General features: G+C 63.9%; 19 protein-coding genes. 6 read left to right on the top strand and 13 right to left on the bottom strand.

Annotated features, from left to right (window positions below):
• Window positions 1–2: 2 nt before the first annotated feature.
• The 7 genes from MchiMG62_RS12090 to MchiMG62_RS12060 are packed head-to-tail and all read right to left on the bottom strand — an operon-like array spanning window position 3 to window position 4,920.
• Complete coding sequence (locus tag MchiMG62_RS12090; RefSeq protein ID WP_221057175.1) at window positions 3–782, bottom strand: translation initiation factor IF-2 subunit alpha; 780 nt, start codon at window positions 780–782, stop codon at window positions 3–5.
• Between the two features lie 7 nt (window positions 783–789).
• Window positions 790–978 (bottom strand): 30S ribosomal protein S27e, encoded by a 189-nt coding sequence (locus tag MchiMG62_RS12085; RefSeq protein ID WP_011844885.1) that lies wholly within the window; start codon window positions 976–978, stop codon window positions 790–792.
• A 6-nt stretch (window positions 979–984) separates the two neighbouring features.
• Window positions 985–1,263 carry a 50S ribosomal protein L44e gene (locus MchiMG62_RS12080; RefSeq protein WP_011844884.1) on the bottom strand — a complete coding sequence of 93 codons (279 nt, stop codon included), beginning with the start codon at window positions 1,261–1,263 and terminating at the stop codon, window positions 985–987.
• Between the two features lie 37 nt (window positions 1,264–1,300).
• Window positions 1,301–1,960, bottom strand: coding sequence for a hypothetical protein (locus tag MchiMG62_RS12075; RefSeq protein WP_221057174.1), 660 nt, complete (start codon window positions 1,958–1,960; stop codon window positions 1,301–1,303).
• 3 nt (window positions 1,961–1,963) lie between these two features.
• Window positions 1,964–3,079: a DNA primase small subunit domain-containing protein gene (locus MchiMG62_RS12070; protein ID WP_221057173.1), complete on the bottom strand. Its 1,116-nt coding sequence runs from the start codon at window positions 3,077–3,079 to the stop codon at window positions 1,964–1,966.
• Window positions 3,076–4,650: a tRNA uridine(34) 5-carboxymethylaminomethyl modification radical SAM/GNAT enzyme Elp3 gene (locus tag MchiMG62_RS12065; RefSeq protein WP_221057172.1), complete on the bottom strand. Its 1,575-nt coding sequence runs from the start codon at window positions 4,648–4,650 to the stop codon at window positions 3,076–3,078. Before MchiMG62_RS12065 ends, MchiMG62_RS12070 begins: the two co-directional genes overlap by 4 nt.
• A 3-nt stretch (window positions 4,651–4,653) precedes the next feature.
• A complete protein-coding gene (locus MchiMG62_RS12060) occupies window positions 4,654–4,920 on the bottom strand; it encodes a UPF0058 family protein (protein WP_221057171.1) in 267 nt (88 codons plus the stop codon).
• A gap of 67 nt (window positions 4,921–4,987) precedes the next feature.
• Between MchiMG62_RS12060 and MchiMG62_RS12055 the strand changes: the two genes are divergently transcribed.
• Window positions 4,988–5,860, top strand: coding sequence for an ADP-ribosylglycohydrolase family protein (locus MchiMG62_RS12055; protein ID WP_221057170.1), 873 nt, complete (start codon window positions 4,988–4,990; stop codon window positions 5,858–5,860).
• 726 nt (window positions 5,861–6,586) lie between these two features.
• Here the strand turns inward: MchiMG62_RS12055 and MchiMG62_RS12050 are convergent.
• A complete protein-coding gene (locus MchiMG62_RS12050) occupies window positions 6,587–7,039 on the bottom strand; it encodes a UPF0179 family protein (RefSeq protein WP_221057169.1) in 453 nt (150 codons plus the stop codon).
• A gap of 6 nt (window positions 7,040–7,045) precedes the next feature.
• A complete protein-coding gene (locus MchiMG62_RS12045; protein WP_221057168.1) occupies window positions 7,046–8,128 on the bottom strand; it encodes an NAD(P)-dependent glycerol-1-phosphate dehydrogenase in 1,083 nt (360 codons plus the stop codon).
• An 11-nt stretch (window positions 8,129–8,139) separates the two neighbouring features.
• On the opposite strand from MchiMG62_RS12045, the gene MchiMG62_RS12040 reads away from it, so the two are divergent.
• Genes MchiMG62_RS12040 through proS form a run of 3 tightly spaced genes read left to right on the top strand, consistent with a single transcriptional unit; the run spans window position 8,140 to window position 11,013 of the window.
• Entirely contained in the window at window positions 8,140–8,985 is an 846-nt protein-coding gene (locus MchiMG62_RS12040; RefSeq protein WP_221057167.1) for a DUF63 family protein, read from the top strand.
• On the top strand, window positions 8,978–9,544 hold the full coding sequence (locus MchiMG62_RS12035) for a stage II sporulation protein M (protein ID WP_221057166.1): 567 nt from the start codon (window positions 8,978–8,980) through the stop codon (window positions 9,542–9,544). Before MchiMG62_RS12040 ends, MchiMG62_RS12035 begins: the two co-directional genes overlap by 8 nt.
• Before the next feature lie 35 nt (window positions 9,545–9,579).
• Window positions 9,580–11,013: a proline--tRNA ligase gene (gene proS, locus MchiMG62_RS12030; protein ID WP_221057165.1), complete on the top strand. Its 1,434-nt coding sequence runs from the start codon at window positions 9,580–9,582 to the stop codon at window positions 11,011–11,013.
• On the opposite strand, the gene MchiMG62_RS12025 is transcribed toward proS, so the two are convergent.
• On the bottom strand, window positions 11,014–11,457 hold the full coding sequence (locus MchiMG62_RS12025) for a hypothetical protein (RefSeq protein WP_342367216.1): 444 nt from the start codon (window positions 11,455–11,457) through the stop codon (window positions 11,014–11,016).
• Between the two features lie 311 nt (window positions 11,458–11,768).
• Here MchiMG62_RS12025 and MchiMG62_RS12020 point away from each other — a divergent pair, with 311 nt between their 5' ends.
• A complete protein-coding gene (locus MchiMG62_RS12020; protein WP_221057163.1) occupies window positions 11,769–12,689 on the top strand; it encodes a DUF362 domain-containing protein in 921 nt (306 codons plus the stop codon).
• A 3-nt stretch (window positions 12,690–12,692) separates the two neighbouring features.
• Here the strand turns inward: MchiMG62_RS12020 and MchiMG62_RS12015 are convergent, their stop codons facing one another.
• Window positions 12,693–13,250 carry a manganese efflux pump MntP gene (locus MchiMG62_RS12015; protein ID WP_221057162.1) on the bottom strand — a complete coding sequence of 186 codons (558 nt, stop codon included), beginning with the start codon at window positions 13,248–13,250 and terminating at the stop codon, window positions 12,693–12,695.
• 92 nt (window positions 13,251–13,342) lie between these two features.
• Between MchiMG62_RS12015 and MchiMG62_RS12010 the strand changes: the two genes are divergently transcribed.
• Entirely contained in the window at window positions 13,343–15,259 is a 1,917-nt protein-coding gene (locus MchiMG62_RS12010) for an agmatine deiminase family protein (protein WP_221058780.1), read from the top strand.
• A gap of 116 nt (window positions 15,260–15,375) precedes the next feature.
• Here MchiMG62_RS12010 and MchiMG62_RS12005 read toward each other — a convergent pair whose 3' ends face one another.
• Both MchiMG62_RS12005 and MchiMG62_RS12000 read right to left on the bottom strand, forming a co-directional pair.
• Window positions 15,376–16,953: an MFS transporter gene (locus tag MchiMG62_RS12005; RefSeq protein ID WP_244987712.1), complete on the bottom strand. Its 1,578-nt coding sequence runs from the start codon at window positions 16,951–16,953 to the stop codon at window positions 15,376–15,378.
• Window positions 16,954–17,137: 184 nt separating this feature from the next.
• Window positions 17,138–17,950, bottom strand: coding sequence for a glucose 1-dehydrogenase (locus MchiMG62_RS12000; RefSeq protein WP_221057161.1), 813 nt, complete (start codon window positions 17,948–17,950; stop codon window positions 17,138–17,140).
• Window positions 17,951–18,037 lie beyond the last annotated feature (87 nt).

The following is an 18,037-nucleotide window of genomic DNA, read 5'->3' as shown; positions in this document are numbered from 1 at the left end:
CTTTATCCGGCCTTCTGCTTCCGGATAAATTTGCCGGAGCCGCCGGCCCGCTCGACCACGCCGACGGCGGCGTTTGCCGCCTTCTCGATCGCCTTCTCGGCTTCCTTATAATCGGGCGCGGTCACTTTTATCCGATATTTCGGGGCTCCGACGTAGATCAGGTCGATATCCACATTCTCGACCTTCGGTTGCGCACTCCGGAGCGCCCGGCGGATCACGTTGACGCCGTCGGGCCGGGGCGACGACAGGATGAGGTTTCCCGTGATCGTCACCCTCGAGACCTTCACGTTCTCGTTCGCGACGGTGATGAGTGCCGCTTTGACCGGCTCATCGAGGTTCAGTTTATCCGCTGCCTCGCCGCCGGTGGTGACGATATCCTCGAAGGCCGGGTACAGCTGGCCGTATTCGCGGAAGATCGCCTCCTCGATGACCTTCCTGTCCACTCCCGAAGCCTCGGCGGCGAACCCGACCCATTTCGTGGCCTTCTGTTCGTTCTTCCACTCGTGGACCTTCTCGCGCCGCTGGTGCTCGTTTACATCTTTTAACGAGAGATCGATGTGGCCGCGATCGGGGTCGACGTTCAGGACTTTGCAGACGACCTTCTGTCCTTCTCGTACGAAGTCCCGGATATACTTAATCCAGCCCCGCGCTATCTCGGATATCGGTATGAGCCCTCTCCGCTCGTTGTACTCGTCCAGGGTCACGAACGCCGCAAAGTCCTTGACGTCCGCGACCGTGCAGACAACGAGTTCTCCTTCCTCGGGCCACTCTCTCTCATTCATGCAATTATCACTCAAGTACTGCCATTATCTCAGCTTTTATATCAGCCTTCCCGCCGTGAGGCTCCGCAAGGATACGTCCGCAGACGGTGCACTCCACGACGGTACTCGCTCTCTCAAAGACTACCTGCTCATTCTCGCAGTCGGGGCACTTTACCCGGAGGAATGTGCTCCTGTTCTCCCTGTTTACCCGGACCATACCAACTCACTCCGTAAGCTCGAATTTGCCGATCCTGAATCCCGGCCGGAGGTGCGCCTTGCCGCAGACCGTACACCGGTATCTGACGTTGATCTTCTTCGTCGGCTTGTCGCCGCCGGGCACCTTGTTGAACTTGCCCATGTTGCCCACCGTGCTCCTGCGCGCCTTCTGGCGGTCGATCCAGTTGAAGTGGCGCACTTTGCCCTTCTTTACCTTCACGACTTCGTGAACCTGGTGGTTCCTGCAGAACGGGCAGTACGTCTTGAATTTTGACGGCATTTTCATGATAGTAACCTCTATTCAATAGATTCGAGTACCTATATTACTTGTTAAGCCTAATATTTAAGGCTATGTCGTGCTCGCAGAGCACATCTGCATTGTTTTCCGGCAGGGTGACGATATCCCCCATCTTCAAGACGTATGTCCTGCCGTCCATCCCCATGAACGACTCCACATCGGAGCGGATATGCACGAGGGCGTAGGGAGACCGGGCGGGACGGGGAGCGGGAACCGCAGGTGTTCCCCGGGGTTCCGGGATGCCGTCGGCCTCGTCGCTCCGGCCGACGGCGGCCGCATCGTCGCCGCCGAACGGGGCGGCCTCGCCGTGGACAAGTGCCTCCCGGCACTCCTCGATGGCGCTGATGATCCGCTCGTACATCGCCCGCTCCTCCGGGAGCATCTTGCGGGCCTCATCCTTGCTGGCGTACTGCCCCTCCGCCTGCTGGAACGCAAGGTCGAGAACCTGCCGGGTCCTGACCGAGAAGATCTCCTGGACGGTCTCGGTGACGCTCCCGATCTCCTCGATGATCAGGCTTCCCATCCGGCTCTCCAGGGGGTTTTTGAGGTCGTAGTAGTCCGTCTTGCGCTTCTCGACGTACGCCCGGGCATCGTCGTAGAGGCCGGGATCGATGTAGGAGAGCCTTCCGGAGTGCTGCATATCGAGCAGCATCTGCCGGAGTTTCTCTAAAAGATCGACGGCCATACTTCATGCACCCCCGGCTATCTCCGCCATGCCCCGGCAGCAGAGGAAGATCGCGAGCGCTTCGGGGACGTTCTGGATCCCTGCGTTGAGCGTGTAGGTGTTCCCGAGCAGGGACGTGGTGAAATTTGCCTTCAGGTCGACCCGCACGTCGCGGTCGCCGAAGACCACGGCGTCCACGAGCGGATCGAACTCCGCGAGGTCCCGGATATCGAGCGGCACGACCCGCATGCCGCTGCCGCCGTGCAGCGACCCCGGCGTCCGGATCAGCCGCTTGATATCGGTCGTGACCGGTTCGTCCGCACGCGCCCCGGCGTCCCGGAGCCTCTCCTCAAAGTCGGGTGCGGCCACGATCGCCCGGACGACCCGGTTCTTGAGGAGATCCTCCGGGCGCCCAGCGGCGAGGCTGCCGATATCCGCAAGGAACTCCGCGGCCGTTCGCTTCCCGATACCGTCGAGTCCCGCAAGGTAAGCCGTTGCTTCCGGCGGGTCGCGAGCCGCAAGCCCCGCGAGGTGGGCGCGGAGCGCTTCCACGTAGCGCCGCCGCCACCCGGTCTCGCCGCCCGCCGGTGTGAGCATCGCATCCGGATCGAGCCCGATGCCGCAGACGTAATCGACGATCTCGCGCCGCTCCTGGCTGCCCCATCCCCGGACGGCGATCTCGGTGACGTGGATATGGTAGCCGCGCCCCCCGGAGAAGGCGATCCGGATCTGGTTCCTGGCAAAGCCGAGTTCGTCGATCAGCATCGCGAGCAGTTTCTCGGTCTCCTCCTTGACCCGCGCGAGCATCACCGCGTAGGGGCCGCGAACGATCTGGTCGGCGTCGAGATCGAAGATGAGGTCGGCGCCCGCCCAGTGCTTCTCGTTCATCGTCGGCGCCGACGGCGTCTGGTAGTAGGCCGTCGAGTAGTAGACGTGCGCGGGGACCAGGTTTTTCACGTACGCACCGAGTTCCAGCGGATCGGCAAACGCCATGTGCCGCCGCATCCGGACTTCGGCCGTGGGGTCGAAGAAGATGAATCCCCATTCGCGCTGCTCGAGGGAGGACGGAACGGTGAGGTTCTGCCGCTGGTAGTACTCGGCGAACCTCTGCTTCACAAACTCGAGCGTCGCGGGTTTCATGGGAACGTCTTGATCATATATGGCCCCACTCGTTCATATCCCTGTTTCCTGTAGTAGGGCCGCACCCCGACACCGCTCATCACCGCGAGGCGCCGGTAGCCGTGATCCCGTGCCTCCTCTTCGGCCGCGGAGAGGAGGACGCTCCCGAAACTGCGGTGCTGCCACTCGTCGGCGGATGCCGGGGCGCTGATCGGCACCACGCTCCCGTAGACGTGGAGCTCGCGCAGGAGTGCGGCGCCCGCGAGTTCGTCGCGGAAGGGGTTGTACGGGAACCGGAGCCGGGCGAACCCGACGAGGGCGTCTTTTGAACCCGCCTGGATGAAGCGCTCCTCCCCGCCGCACGCCCGGTAAACCAGGGTCGAGATCGCCACCTCCTCCGGTTCGGGCGCTCTCCCTACCTCGCGGCAACGGATGCACCGGCAGCGGAGCCCCTGCGAATGAAGCCGCGCCTCCGCGAGCTGCCGGAAGTTGCTGTGCCGCGAGCCCGCGACGATCAGTTTCGCCGGGATGTCGCGCTGGATCCGCTGGAGGCGAACGTATTCCGGGAGGAGGGACTTCGCGTAGGCGACGAGGTCGATCAGTTCCTCCTCGGTGTAGGGACGGTACTCTCCCCGCTCCCAGAGCGCCTCGATCTCTGATCCCGGCGTCACCAGGGTCGGGTAGATCTTCAGGAAGTCCGGTCGGAACCGCTCATCGGCGAAGAGTTCCCGAACCATCCGCCGGTCGTCCTCCATACTCGCCCCGGGGAGGTTCGGCATCATGTGGAACCCGACCTTCAGCCCGGCGTCCCGGAGGAGGCAGTTCGCCGCGACCGAGTCCGCGACCCCGTGGCCGCGGCGGTTGTGATCGAGGATCCGGTCGTCCAGGTGCTGGACACCGAGTTCCACCTTGGTCACGCCCATCGAGAGCATCCGGTCGATATGCTCCTCCCGGCACCAGTCCGGCCGCGTCTCGAAGGTGGCGGCGACGCACCGGACCCGTGCCGACTCGTTCGCGGCAAAGATGGCATTAAGATCGGGGTTCTCCTGCGCAGTCCCCGCCCGGGGGTAGTCGTTCATCGCCTGGACGGCGGCCCCGACGAACCACTCCTGGTACTCGAGCGGGCGGGCGGTCATCGTCCCGCCCATCACGATCAGCTCCGCCTTGTCGACGTGATGGCCCAGCGCCTCGAACTGCCCGAGGCGTGCCTGCACCTGGGCATAGGGGTCGAAGGCGTGCTCTCTCGCCCGGAGCGCCGCGGGCTCCTCTCCAGTGTAACTCTGGGGGGATGCAAAGGGGTGCTCCGGCCCGCCGGGGCAGGGGAGGCACTTGCCGTGGGGGCAGGGGTGGGGCGAGGTCATCACCGCAACGGGGGCAACCCCGGAGATCGTCCGCGTGGGCTTCACCTGGAGGGCCGGCCGGAGCCGCTCGCGCTCCTCGGGCGTGGCGGCAGCGAGGATCGCGGAGTTTTTGGGCATGTTCGCGCCGTGCTCACGGCAGACCTCGAGTTTGGTCTTCTGGACGTCGGCAGGGCTCGGACTGGTAGAAAGGATGCGGGAGATGATCTCCCGGAGTATATTGGTATCGTTCATCGTTTAGTGTTCGGTTGCAATACGTTCGGACTGAAAATCGGCATGGTATTCGATGTAAGGATTGTGATTGGCCCGTATGTGGTGGATGATCTCGCTCCCGAGCGTTAGAATTGCTTTCTTGTGTGTGACCTTATTCTTGTGGATATGGACGGGTGAGATGTGGAGAGCGTTATACTGGTCGGTCGGGACATCCTCCCCCGTCGTGCTTTCGTAGTACTTCCTGATGTGGACTAATAGCATGTGTAAGTGGAGCAGCTCTTCCTTTTGCACGATATCACCTTTCCTCGAAGAATACTACTGTCCGCGGGTAGATATAATTTGTTGGTGATCTTTTTATATGCACAAGATGCGGGCGGTCGGGGCGCTCGTAGGGCTCGCAATCGGCGATGCGCTGGGCGCGCCCCTGGAAGGTCTTCCGCCGGCTCCGTTGGCCGTAACGGAGATGCAGGGAGGCGGAATTCACAACGTCTCTGCGGGCCAGTATACCGACGACACCCTCCAGGCGTCAGCCCTGGCGCAGACCCTTCTTGCGTGCGGGGGATTCGACTCGGCGGACTTCGCCCGCCGCCTGGTTCGGGTGTACCACGCCCACCCGGAGTTCTTCGGGCCGACGTCCCGTGCCGTCCTCGATCTCATTGAGGCGGGTGTCGCGCCTACTGTCGCTGCAAGGATGGCGCACGAGGAGCGGGGCGGGAGCCGGAGCAACGGGAGCGTCATGCGCGGCATCCCGCTCGGCATCTTCTACCCGCCCGGAGAGGTGCGGGAGGCGAGCCTCGCCGCATCCCGCGTGACGCACTTCGACCCCGCCGCCGGCGAGGCTTCGGCGTTCGTCAACCGGATGGTCAGCGGGATCTGCCGGGGGGAAGAGGTTCCCGTGGCCTTCGACCGGGCGCTTGCCGCCTGCGAGGATCGTGAACTCCGCGGGCCCCTCGAGGACTACTGGGCGTATCCGCCGGAGCCGTCGCTCGACGCCGTCCTCTGCACCCACTGCGCCGTCAGGGTCTTCATGGACGCCGTCTCCTTCCGCGAAGCGGTGGTCACGGCGGTCAATCTCGGGGGCGACGCCGATACCGTCGGCGCGATCGTCGGCGGGCTTGCCGGGGCGCGGTACGGGTTCGAGGCGATCCCCGGGTCGTGGCTCGCCGCGCTCCGCGACCGGGAGGAGATCGTCGATCTCGCCCGGCGGCTCGCAGGGGTGAGCCGGGCTTAGGGGTCCGGGAACCTGATGGCTCTCTACCAGTTTCCTTCAGAATCAGGATCGGGTGCCCGTAGCCCCTGCCCCTGGAGTAAAATAAGCCCGTGAAGTGCGTTAGATCTCCCTTTGCAAGTCCTTTCACAGTATTTACTGCAATTTCCTCCGCCGTTTACAGAGTATGTATCATCTGCATTGTAGCGGCCTCGCGCCGGAAGCGTGGGGAGACTCTGGAGAAGAGCCGTGCACGGTTGCTCACTAGACATCGCCATGACTGCCCCTTCCAGCGCGGGAGGAGGAGAGGTTACACAGGAGAGCATACGCGATGGAGACAGGGGAGGGGGGCGAGCCCCCCTCCCCGTCGGCCCCACCCCCGATGGCGATATGCGACTGGCCGAAGGGCAGGAGCACGAGCACCGAAGGTGCGTAGTCCCCACAGTCCACTGCATGGGGAGATGCCGGGAGAAGGGTGATTCCCCGGCTCGTTTCCGGAAGCACGGCTTTCTCCGGCTATCGCCACGCACTGCCCCTGCCCCCGGGAGGGGGCGGGGGAGGAGCGCCGAAGGCGCGGGCGGAGTGGGGGTTGCCGAAGAAGGGTATAGGGGCATTCCCCGCCCCTTGTGAACCCTTTCGTAAATTTCCCTGCAACTCCCATCACCATCGTGGCGGAGCATCCGCCGCGATCTGGATGAGGGGTTGAGAAAAATACCAGAGCAGGTACGGGCGAGGTCTCGCAAAGAGCCGTCACACCGGCCGGAGTTCCACCAGTTTCAGTGCCCGGCCCCGCTCGCAGACGTCGGGAGCGTTGCCGAGAACCTCCCCGACGACGTACTTCTCCCCCTCGATGATGCCGTCGGGACGGCAGAGCCGGTAACTCCGGCACCCGGTTCTCGGGCAGGAGAACTCGTAGCTGATCCTCGAGTTCGCTATCGCCATATCGGCACCGATCAGCGCGACGAGGGGGGCCTCCATGACGTCGACCGCGATCACCGCCTCGTGGTGGACGGGGCAGTCGTGCCGGGTGTTCGTGCGGACGGCGGCAACGCGGTACTTCCTGCCCGGCTGCAGGTTGTGGCAGGCCTTGCGGACCCTGCAGTTCTCGCACTCCGGGCACGAATCGCCTTCGTATACGAAATCAAGCCCCTGCTTTGCGAGTTTCGTCCCGATCAGCGTCACCTTTGTCTTCCCTTTCGCCATCTCTCCTCACTCCCGGTAGAGCATCTTCACCAGATCCCGCGCCGACTCCTCGGTCAGTCCCATATCCAGGATGGTGAACCGTTCCGGCCGGATCGTCCGTGCGGCGAGCAGCGCCGCAACCGCCGTCTCGTCGTCGACCCCGATCTCGGCGGGGGTCGTCGGTGCGCCGATCGTTTTCAGCGAGTCGCGGATCCCCTCCCAGTCCCCGCCGTGGAGGTACATCGTGATGATCGCCCCGATTCCGCACTTCTCCCCGTGGAGCCCCTTCCCCGGCGCGAGCTGTTCCAGCGCGTGGGAGAACTTGTGCTCGCCACCGCTCCCGGGTCGGGACGACCCGGCGATACTCATCGCGACGCCTGAAGAAACCAGCGCTTTCGTCACGAGCCAGGCGCTCTCCTCGGAGTGAGGTTTGATGAGGTCGGCGTTCTTAAAGAGGATCTCGGCGGTCATCCGGGAGAGGGTCAGCGCGTACTCCGAGAGCGGTTCGCCCCGGAGACGGTGGGAGAGTTCCCAGTCGAGGATTGCGGTGTAGTTCGCGATGATATCCGCGCACCCGGACGCCAGCAGCCGGTGGGGCGCCGACGCGATGACGGCGGTGTCGGCGACGACGGCGATGGGGGGTTCGGCCGCGAGCGAGACGTTCCCCTCGGCGGTCGGAACCGAGGCGCGCGATGAAGCGATCCCGTCGTGCGATGCGGCGGTGGGGATGCTGATGAAGTGGCGGTCGGTGTTGTAGGAAGCGATCTTCGCCATGTCGATGATCCGGCCTCCGCCGACGCCGATGACGAACCCCGCCGTTGCCGCCGCCGCCTCGGCCTTCCTGATCGTCTCGAGAGGACCGCCTTCACCCGCGGCGAACGTCGCGATATCGTAGGAGCCGGAAAGGAGCGCCTCGACCCTCTTCCCGGCGACGTCCCGTGTCCGGCCTCCCGATACGATGAGCACAGAGTCGCCGAGGGCAAGGTCTTCGCAGACAGCCGGGATCTGCTCGATGACGTCGTGGCCGATGACGACGTCACGGGGGAGCTGCATCCATTTCGACTTGTCGAAGACCTTGGTTCTGAGTAGGTTTATGCGGTCTGCGCTCATTTAGATCAACAATGATTAGGGAGTTCCTCTACAAATACTACATCGATCCCATCCGTTACGGCGAGGCGTATACGCTCGTCGATACGTTGACCTATGCCCTGATCCTCATCGCAGCAGTCTACCTTGTCTATCGGGGGCTCCGGCGGTATAAGATTGCTATCGACGACGAGCTGGTGCTTGCAACCCTGCCTTTCGTCGTACTCGGTGGGCTTCTCCGGGTTGTCGAGGATACCGGGATGATCGCCTCCGACCTCCGGTTCCTCCTGATTACGCCCCTGATCTTCTTCTCGATCTTTGCGGTTGCGGTAATCGCTCTCTTTGCCGGAAAAATCGCGGAGAACGCCGGGCTTGTCAAGCGCTACAGCCGCTTCTACGCGGGGGCGGGGATCGCCGCCTGTCTTCTCGCCACAGCGGCGCTCGTCTGGTTCGGTCTTACCGAGACGACGATCGCGCTCGACGTCCTCGCCGTCATCCTGGTGCTTGCCTCTGTTACGTCGCTCGCCCTCTGGGCATTCTTCGTGTACGTGCTGAAGTGGGACTATGCCTCACACATTCTCTACAAACTCCTCATCTTCGGCCACATGCTGGACGCAAGCGCCACGAGTTACGGGATCGACATCCACCCTGTCCACTACGTGGAGCAGCACGTCGTGGGTGGAGCCCTGATCGATGCGACCGGCACCGCGTTCTCGATGTTCCTCCTGAAGCTCGCGGTGCTCGTCCCCGCCGTCTACGTCCTCGAGGTGTACCGGCGCGAAGGAAATCCCGATCTCTGGCACCTCATTCTGCTCGCCATGATCGTCGTCGGCATGGCGCCGGGGATACGCGATCTCGCGCGGATGGTGCTCCATGTCTGAGGCATCGCTTGCCCGGTCCACGATCTTCGCGGCCGTCCTCTTCGCGGTCTCGATCGGCATCGGTGTCGTTGTCGTGGCCCGCGACCCGGGCATAGGGGCAGAGGCCGCGACCCTCTTTGCCGAGCAGGTGATAGGCGATCTCCTCTCCGACCCCCCGGCGGTCCTTGCGGGGAAACTCTTCCTGAACAACCTGGTCGCCTGTCTCCTCCTCTTCCTCGGGGGAGCCTCTCTCGGGGTGGTCACGATGCTGATCCTCTCGGTCAACGGCCTCTTGATCGGCGCGTTGACGGAGCTCGTGCGGCAGCAGCAGGGGATGCTCTTCATTGCGGCGGCGCTCGTCCCCCATGGCATCTTCGAGATCCCCGCCTTCCTCATCGCGGGAGGCCTCGGTCTCCTCCTCGGGAGGGAGCTCATCGCCGAATGGCACGGCACGGCCGATGCCGCCGCGGAAGCCCTGCCTCTTGCCCGGCTCTTTCTCCGGGTAGTCGTCCCGCTCCTCGCGGTCGCCGCGGTCGTAGAGGCATTTATTACGCCGGCAATCCTAAGTATGATAGCTTAGAGAGGCAGATCGATAGGTTTTGAGGTACGAGTCGGATGGAAGAAGATACAGGAGCACTTCCCCGGAAAGAGAATTTTTCCGAGTGGTACAACGAGATTCTCTGGCGAGCCGAGATCATGGACGTCCGCTACCCGGTCAAGGGGCTGTACGTCTGGTACCCCCACGGGTTCGGCATCCGGAAGCGTGCGTATGGGATACTCCGGGACCTGATGGACCGCGACCACGCTGAGACGATGTTTCCGCTCCTCATCCCGAAGACCGAGTTCATGAAGGAGGCCGAGCATATCAAGGGCTTCGAGGACGAGGTCTACTGGGTCACCCACGGCGGCACGAGCGAGCTCGACGTGCCGCTTGCCCTCCGGCCGACGAGCGAGACCGCCATCTACCCGATGTACTCCCTCTGGATCCGGTCGCACACGGATCTGCCCCTGAAACTCTACCAGATCGTCAATACGTTCCGCTACGAGACGAAACATACCCGCCCGCTCATCCGTCTCCGGGAGATCACGTCGTTTAAAGAGGCGCATACCGTGCACGCGACGCGGGAGGAGGCAGAGGCGCAGGTCGAGATCGCGCTCGGCCTCTATAAGGAGTTCTACGACAGCCTCCGCGTCCCGGTGATCCTCTCCCGCCGTCCGGACTGGGACAAGTTCCCGGGCGCCGACTACACCATCGCGGTCGATACCATCATGCCCGACGGCAAGACGCTCCAGATCGGGACGGTGCACATGCTCGGCGACCACTTCTCCCGCACCTACGCCATCACCTACGAGGACGCGAACGGCGAGCGGCAGTACGCCTGCCAGACCTGCTACGGCATCTCCGAGCGGTCGATTGCGGCCACGATAAGCGTCCACGGCGACGATAAGGGACTCGTGCTGCCCCCGGAGGTTGCGCCGATCGAGATCGTCATCGTGCCGATCATCGTCGGGAAGCGGCGCGACGAGGTGCTCGCGTCGGCCGCGGCGCTTGAAACGGAGCTCCGCGACGCCGGGTTCGCCGTGAAGCTCGATGCCCGGGATATGCGGCCGGGCGCGAAGTACTACCACTGGGAGATGCGCGGCGTCCCGCTGCGGATCGAGGTCGGGCCGCGGGACATCGATGCGAACACGGTCATCGCCGTCACCCGCACGGGCAAAAAGACCACGCTCGACCGACGGGGCGTCGTCGAAGGGATCAACTCCGTCCTTGGAGCGTTCGGGGAGGATCTCTCGCAGGCGGCGAAGCAGGCGATGGCCGACCGGATAACCGCTGCCGCGACGCTTGAGGAGACCGCCGAGGCGGTGAAGAGCGGGGTTGCGGTCGTTCACTGGTGCGGTTCGCAGGAGTGCGCAGAAAAGATTGAGGCGGCGGTGGATGCAAGCGTCCTCGGTTCCGAGATCCGCTCGGACCTGATTGCCGTCTCGGACGGCCCGTGCATCGCCTGTGGAGGCGAAGGCACGTCCGCCCTGGTTGCCCGGACCTACTGATCAGCAGGACGGGCAGGTATACGTTTTTACGTGTTCGGGGGCCGCGAGGTCTCCCGAGATTACGGCTTTGCCGCCCAGGATGAATATTCTCCCGCATTTTTCGCATCTCTTCGGGAGCAGCCGTTCCCAGCGGCTCATCGGAACTTCCAGAGTGAACTGCATCTTCTCCGCGTCGGCGGGATTGCACTGGGTGAGCTCCTCGTACCGGGAGAGGATCTGCATGACCTGGAGCGGATTTGCTCCCTCGCTGCAGAACCGCTTGAAGACATAGAATTGAAAGATCATCCACCCGAGGTCAGAGCGCTCTATGGTCTCCTCGTACTCGCTGCACGTTCCGTCGTCTTCATCGAGGGAATACCCGCAGAGGGGGCAGCGCCCACCCACGAGTTCGTCCAGGTAGACCTCTTCGTGGCAGCTGGGACAGGTGGTGTGGGGGGTATGCATTCTGGAAGTCATGTTAATACTGGCCTCATACCTCTTACTCTTCCAGAGACACCGGGCGCGGGGCTTCGTGCCTTCCGGAAGCATTCCACGCGAGATGCGCGATCTCTACGATTGTCGTGAGGTTTACTACGTATTGCGCTCGGGGTGCTCTTATACGTGTCGAATGTGGCGCATGGATCCGCCCGCCCACGGTGCCGGAACCTGCCGCGATCCCCGCCCCCTGCAAACGCGAATGCCTGCAAATCGGTCATGTTATCTCGATCCGGACTGCCGGCATAGACTTTTATAGGTTGTCGTGGCACTCTGCGCGCATGGCATCCCCCGCGGCATCAGAAGTCTACGTCATCGATGCATCCGATCGCTCCCATGCCGTCGAGGCGCTCTGGCGCGAGATCGATCTCTCCTCCCTCGACGGAAAGGCCGTTGCGGTCAAAGCGAACTTCAACAGCGACGATCCGTTCCCCGCGACGACCCATCCCGATATGCTGGAGGCGATCCTTTCGCAGGTCCGCGACGCCGGTGCCCGGTCGGTCGTGCTCGGCGAGCGGAGCGGGATGGGAAAGACCGCCCGGGTGCTGAAGAACCGGGGCGCTGCCGGGGTAGCGGCCCGGGTGGGTGCGGAGGTGAGGGTGCTCGACTCGCTTCCCGTGGAGGGATGGGAGGCGATCCCGCCGGACGGCCTTCACTGGGAGCGCGGGTTCCTGGTCGCCCGGCTCTTCCGGGAGGCCGATGCGGTGGTCCAGACCTGCTGCCTGAAGACGCACCGGTTCGGCGGCCACGTCTCCCTCTCCCTGAAGAACACGGTCGGAGCAGTGGCGGCGAGGAACCCGGGGGACGGCTACAACTACATGGCGGAGCTGCATTCGTCGCCGCACCAGAGGAGGATGGTCGCCGAGATCAGCCGGTTCTGCCCCTGCGACGTCGCCGTCATGGACGCGACGGAGGGGTTCTCGACCGGGGGGCCAGAGCGGGGGAGCCGTATCGCTCCGAACGTCATCCTCGCGAGCACCGACCGGGTCGCCCTCGATGCCGCCGGGATCGCGCTTCTCCGGCACTACGGCTCGACGCCGGAGGTGATGCAGGGCCGGATATTCGCAATGGATACCGTTTCCCGGGCTGCACAACTCGGGGTCGGCGTTAAGTCGGCCGGGGATCTCCGGCTCGTCGCGCTCGACTCTGAGAGCAAAAACCTCGTCCTCGATATGCGGCGGATCCTGGACGAGACCGCCTGAGGCTTAGAAGAAGAGGTGTTCGAGCAGGATCCGTAGACCGATCGCGACAAGGATTATACCGCCGACGATGCCGGCCTTCTCCCCCATGATATGGCCGAACGCGCTCCCGAGGAGCACGCCGGCGGCGGAGAAGACGAAGGTGACGACGCCGATCGTGATTGCGAGTGAAACGATCGGGATATCCAGCACGGCAAACGAGACGCCGACGGCGAGGGCGTCGATACTCGTTGCGACGGCGAGCACCAGAAGGGTGGCCGTGCCGCTCTCGAACCGGACGCTCTCGCCGTCACCCCGCACCGCCTCGGCGATCATCTTCCCGCCGATCAGGGCGAGCAGCAGGAAGGCGATCCAGGGGCCGTAGGTTCCGACGAACGAGGCGAGCCCCATCCCCCCGAGCCACCCGAGCATCGGCATTCCTGCCTGGAACCCGCCGAAGAGCGCTCCGGCAATGACGGCCCACCGGAGTCGATCCTCCCGCAGACCGGCGCCTCCGCTGATCGAGACCGCAAATGCATCCATCGCAAGCCCGACGGCGATGAGAAGAGTCGTCGCGAACTCCATTGCTTCCTGAGAGGTTCGGCACGGTGCGGGATAACGGTATGGCCCGGCGGTTGATATAAAACGCTGGAGTGCCCTACCGATACGGAGAGATGATGGAGATGAGCACGCAAACGATCGGCCTCATCCAGACGGCGGTGAGCGAGGACCCCGACCGCAACCTGGAACGCACCCTTGAAGCGGCGAGAGCGGCGATCACGAGGGGTGCGCGGATCCTCTGCCTGCAGGAACTCTACCGCGCCCCCTACTTCCCGCAGTACGAGGATACGGACGCTTCCCGCTACGCCGAGACGATCCCGGGGCCGTCGACCGAAGCCTTCGCGGCACTCGCCCGGGAGCACGACGCCGTGGTCGTCGTGCCGATCTACGAGCGGACTGCGTCCGGCGAGCACTACAACACCGCCGTAGTGATCGATGCCGACGGCCGGCTCCTCCCCGCCTACCGGAAGGTGCACGTCCCCTACGATCCGCTCTTTTACGAGAAGACCTATTTCCTGCCCGGAGACCGCTACCGGGTCTACGATACCCAGTACGGCCGCATTGCCGTGCTCATCTGCTACGACCAGTGGTTCCCGGAAGCCGCGAGAGCGGTTGCGCTCATGGGCGCGGAGATTATCTTTTACCCGACCGCCATCGGCCGTATTGCCGGGGAAGAGCCGCCCGAGGGCGACTGGCGCGAGGCGTGGGAGACGGTGCAGCGCGGCCACGCGATCGCAAACAGCGTCCACGTCGCAGCCGTCAATCGGGTGGGAAAAGAGGGCGATATTCGGTTCTTCGGGAGTTCGTTTGTCGCCGACGCGTTCGGGAACGTCATTGCCCGGGCGAGCGAGACCGACGAAGAGGTTCTCGTCGTGGAGGTCGACCTCGCGGAGAACGAGACCGTCCGGGAAGGCTGGGGGTTCTTCCGGAACCGGCGGCCGGAGACCTACGGCCTGCTCGCCCGGAGGCTCCCGCCGGGCATGGCCCCGGCAATCTCCGGCTACCGCATGCCTGCGGAGTGGGAGCCGCACGACGCCGTCTGGCTCTCCTGGCCCCATGACCGCGAGACGTTCCCCGACCTTGCCGCGGTGGAGGGGATCTACGTCGAGATCATCGCGGCGCTCCGCGCCTCAGAGACCGTCGACCTGCTCGTCACGGGCGAAGCGATGCGCACCCGCGTCGAGGCGATGCTGGAGGAGGAAGGGGTCGATACGGGCGGCATCCGGTTCCACATCGCCGATTACGCCGACGTCTGGTTCCGGGATTACGGGCCGACCTTCCTCGTGAACAGAAAGACCGGGAACCTCGCGATGGTGAACTGGACGTTCAACGCCTGGGGAGGGAAGTACCCTGAACTCATGGAGGATACCCGGATCCCGCTTGCCATGAACCGCGAGATGGAACTCCCCCTCTTCACCCCCGGGATCGTCCTCGAGGGCGGTTCGATCGAGGTGAACGGGTGCGGCACGGTGATCACGACGGAGGCCTGCCTCTTAAACCCCAACCGGAACCCGGACCTCACCCGGGAGGAGGTCGAGGCCTACCTGGAGGCATACCTCGGCGCCGGCCACGTTATCTGGCTCAAGCAGGGGATCGCCGGCGACGACACCGACGGTCACGTCGACGACATCGTCCGGTTCGTGAATCCGACGACGGTTCTCTGCGCGCTCGAAGAGAACGAGGACGACGAGAACTACGCTGTTCTGCAGGAGAACTACGAGATCCTCCTCTCCTCGACCGACCAGGACGGCAACCCCCTGACCGTTATTCCCCTTCCCATGCCGGGGAGGGTCGGCGGCGCGGAGAGGCTGCCGGCGAGTTACGCGAACTTCTACATAGGAAACACCGTCGTGCTGGTGCCGGTCTTCGGGCACCCGAATGACAGGATCGCCGTAGCCCGGATCCAGCAGGCCTTCCCCGACCGGGAGGTCGTCGGGATCGACTGCACGGCGATGGTCGCGGGTTTCGGCGCGATTCACTGCATCAGCCAGCAGCAGCCGTCGGCGGGAACAGCCGCAGCACGGCCGGAATAAGAAGATCTGTTACCGTGATCCTGGTGATGCGCCGGCAGGAGAGCGAGGACGCTCCGGCCTCACCTTCCCGGGGGGATGGTGTGCCACCCCTCCATGCTCCTGTCCACCGGACCGGGTTACGGGCGCCGGGGATCTAAGGGTTCTGTCCCCTCGCCCTCCTCGGCCGTTTCTTCTTCCGGCGGCTTCTGGCGGCTTTTCTTCCGGTAGTTCCTGATGGACGAGAAGGGGAACTTCACCATATCCCGAAGACCCCCCGCCGGGGAGAAGTTGCGCATATCCCGCCTGACCCCTGCGATGAGTTCGTCGACGACCTCCTGCTCCTTCGCCTCCCCCTCCTCCTGCACCGCCGCAAGGCGGTGGAGGGAGTAGAGCCCGAGGAGGAAGGCGAACAGGAAGAAGAACTCCCACTGCTGCAGGTCGAGGGTGACAAAGACGAGTTCTCGCACCGGGTCTTTCCAGATCAGGGTCCAGATGAGTTCTCGCTCGGCAAAGAAGTCCACGAAGAGCCCGCCGAGGATCGGTGCGACGCCGGCGGCGACCGAGTTTGCAAAGGTGCTCGCTGCAAGATAACTGGTCGCCTGACCCTTTGGGGCCAGCTTCAGACCGATGTTTCCCGAGGCGAGCGAGACCCCCGCAAGCGAGATCCCCATCAGGATGTGGATGAGGACGAGCAGCGGGTAGGTCAGGATGTAGACGTTCGGGAGCGTGACGAACAGCCATGCGAAGATCGCGAGCATGAACAGCGGCCCGCTCACGGCAAGAACCGACTTGTTGGAGTAGCGGTCGGAGACCCGGCCCCACGAGCGGTAGAAGATGATGTTCATGACCTGGCTGAGGACGCTGAGGGCGACGACGAGCGAGATATCGAGGCCGATCCTCTGCAGCATGTAGACGGTGAAGAACGGCGATGCGAGATTGACGGCGAAGTTCCACGATCCGAGGAAGATGATGAGGTTCTTGAAGTTCAGGTCTGCGAACGGCTTTTTGATCGCGGCAAGCAGGCCGTCTTCCCCTTCTTCGACGACCATCCGGGGCTCGGGAGTGCGGGCGAGGAAGGTGATCCCGACGAGCCCGGCGATGAGCCCGAGAAGGAAGAGGACGGAGTAGCCGTAGGCGGCGAGGTCGGGGAAAGCGATCTCCCACGAGTCGATGAAGAACCCGGCGACGAGGCTGACGACGAGCGCAAGCGCCGTTGAGAGAGTCAGCCGGTGGGAGAAGAAGGCTCCGAGCCGGTCCTGCGGTATCAGGTCGCGCATCCAGGAGTTCCAGCCGCAATGGGAGATCGCCGAGAACGATGCGTAGAGGGCAATCGAGGCGATGAGCGCGATCACTCCCTGCCCCGGCGAGAGGAAGAACGGTATCAGGATGATGGGTATCCAGCAGAGGCGTGCGGCAAGCGATGCCGCCACCACCACGAGCCGCCTTATCCTGATGCGGTCGACGATGTAGATAGCGGGTATCTGCAGGAGTTCTGCGAGCGGCGGGATGGCTGCGAGCAGACCGATGACGGTGTTGGACGCCCCGAGTTGCAGGGCGAAGGCTACGAGGAAGATGCCGCCGGTCAGCGTCACCATCGCCTGGGTGGCAAGGCCGTCCCGGATGACAAGTTTCAGGCCGTGCTCGACCTCTTCTGCTGTCAGGCTCTTTTTTGCCTCGAAGATCGTGCGCCGTCTGCGTCCTCGTTTTATGCTCACGAAACCGGTCACCTCGATTGATCGTCCGCCATGAGATCCGCTACGGCGGGCGATTCTTCGAGCCCAATCTTATAAAAATGGAATTATATTAATCTGTTTGAATGAATCGCGTGGCTCTCCGGCAGTGGCGCGGGGGCGGTCGCGATCTCCGGGCGGTATGCCCGTTACGGGGGTCCACCGTCCCTCAACTTCCCGACGACCATGGCGTCCTGAAGTCTGGATAGAGTGTCAGCCCGCCGTCGACGTAGATCGTCTGCCCGGTGATGTACGCAGCCTCGTCTGAGGCGAGGAAGGCAAAGACCGCGGCGATCTCCTCCGGCTCTCCGGCGCGCCCCATCGGGATGTGCCCCTCGACATCCGCCTTCTTCTCGGGGTCGTCCATCCACTCCCGGTTGATCGGCGTTGCGATCGCACCGGGGGCAACCATGTTGACCCGGATGCCCTTCCCGGCGTACTCGAGCGCAAGCGTCCTCGAAAGAGCCCCGAGCCCCGCTTTGCTCGTGGCGTAGGGGGCGTACTGCGGTTTCGGGATCGTCTCGTGAACCGAGGTGTTGTTGAGGATGACGCCGCCTCCCCCGCGATCGAGGAAGTGCCGCACCGCCTCACGGGAGCAGAGGAACGCGCCCCGGAGGTTCACCGCGAGAACCCGGTCGTAGGCGTCCATGGTCACCTCGTGGGTCGGGCTTGCGGTCTGGATGCCCGCGTTGTTGATCAGGACATCAAGCCTTCCCCACGCCTTGAGGACATCCCGGAATATGCGTTCCACATCCTCCTCGCTCGCGATGTCCCCCTGGACCAGCATCTCCCGGCATCCTTTCTCGCGGATGGTGTTGCAGGTCTCCCGCACCTCATCGAGCGTGATCTCCGCCTCTTTCTCGCTCGAGTGGTAGTTTATGGCGACGTTCGCGCCCTCGTCCGCGAACCGGATTGCCGTTGCGCGCCCGATTCCGGTCGAGCCGCCGGTGATGAGGACGTTCTTTCCTTCCAGCCGTTTCATATCGCCTCGCCTTCTGGGTGGTCCGGGCACCCGGCCCGTCCCGCCTCCCGTGGGGCGGGTGGGTTATGAAGGTCTCGGGCGGGTGGT

Origin of the sequence: Methanoculleus chikugoensis (assembly GCF_019669965.1) — an archaeon.
Taxonomy (GTDB): Archaea; Halobacteriota; Methanomicrobia; order Methanomicrobiales; family Methanoculleaceae; genus Methanoculleus; species Methanoculleus chikugoensis.
This window is presented reverse-complemented; position numbering and strand designations above follow the sequence as displayed.

Bases quoted from the DNA above. Each gene is read 5' to 3' on its own strand.
- MchiMG62_RS12025 (WP_342367216.1), bottom strand. From the start codon at position 11,457: ATGCATACCCCCCACACCACCTGTCCCAGCTGCCACGAAGAGGTCTAC.
- MchiMG62_RS12000 (WP_221057161.1), bottom strand. From the start codon at position 17,950: ATGAAACGGCTGGAAGGAAAGAACGTCCTCATCACCGGCGGCTCGACC.
- MchiMG62_RS12075 (WP_221057174.1), bottom strand. From the start codon at position 1,960: ATGGCCGTCGATCTTTTAGAGAAACTCCGGCAGATGCTGCTCGATATG.
- MchiMG62_RS12015 (WP_221057162.1), bottom strand. From the start codon at position 13,250: ATGGAGTTCGCGACGACTCTTCTCATCGCCGTCGGGCTTGCGATGGAT.
- MchiMG62_RS12070 (WP_221057173.1), bottom strand. From the start codon at position 3,079: ATGAAACCCGCGACGCTCGAGTTTGTGAAGCAGAGGTTCGCCGAGTAC.
- MchiMG62_RS12045 (WP_221057168.1), bottom strand. From the start codon at position 8,128: ATGAGCGCAGACCGCATAAACCTACTCAGAACCAAGGTCTTCGACAAG.
- MchiMG62_RS12090 (WP_221057175.1), bottom strand. From the start codon at position 782: ATGAATGAGAGAGAGTGGCCCGAGGAAGGAGAACTCGTTGTCTGCACG.
- MchiMG62_RS12050 (WP_221057169.1), bottom strand. From the start codon at position 7,039: ATGGCGAAAGGGAAGACAAAGGTGACGCTGATCGGGACGAAACTCGCA.
- MchiMG62_RS12055 (WP_221057170.1), top strand. From the start codon at position 4,988: ATGCACAAGATGCGGGCGGTCGGGGCGCTCGTAGGGCTCGCAATCGGC.
- MchiMG62_RS12010 (WP_221058780.1), top strand. From the start codon at position 13,343: ATGGAGATGAGCACGCAAACGATCGGCCTCATCCAGACGGCGGTGAGC.
- MchiMG62_RS12020 (WP_221057163.1), top strand. From the start codon at position 11,769: ATGGCATCCCCCGCGGCATCAGAAGTCTACGTCATCGATGCATCCGAT.
- MchiMG62_RS12040 (WP_221057167.1), top strand. From the start codon at position 8,140: ATGATTAGGGAGTTCCTCTACAAATACTACATCGATCCCATCCGTTAC.
- MchiMG62_RS12080 (WP_011844884.1), bottom strand. From the start codon at position 1,263: ATGAAAATGCCGTCAAAATTCAAGACGTACTGCCCGTTCTGCAGGAAC.
- proS (WP_221057165.1), top strand. From the start codon at position 9,580: ATGGAAGAAGATACAGGAGCACTTCCCCGGAAAGAGAATTTTTCCGAG.
- MchiMG62_RS12035 (WP_221057166.1), top strand. From the start codon at position 8,978: ATGTCTGAGGCATCGCTTGCCCGGTCCACGATCTTCGCGGCCGTCCTC.
- MchiMG62_RS12085 (WP_011844885.1), bottom strand. From the start codon at position 978: ATGGTCCGGGTAAACAGGGAGAACAGGAGCACATTCCTCCGGGTAAAG.
- MchiMG62_RS12065 (WP_221057172.1), bottom strand. From the start codon at position 4,650: ATGAACGATACCAATATACTCCGGGAGATCATCTCCCGCATCCTTTCT.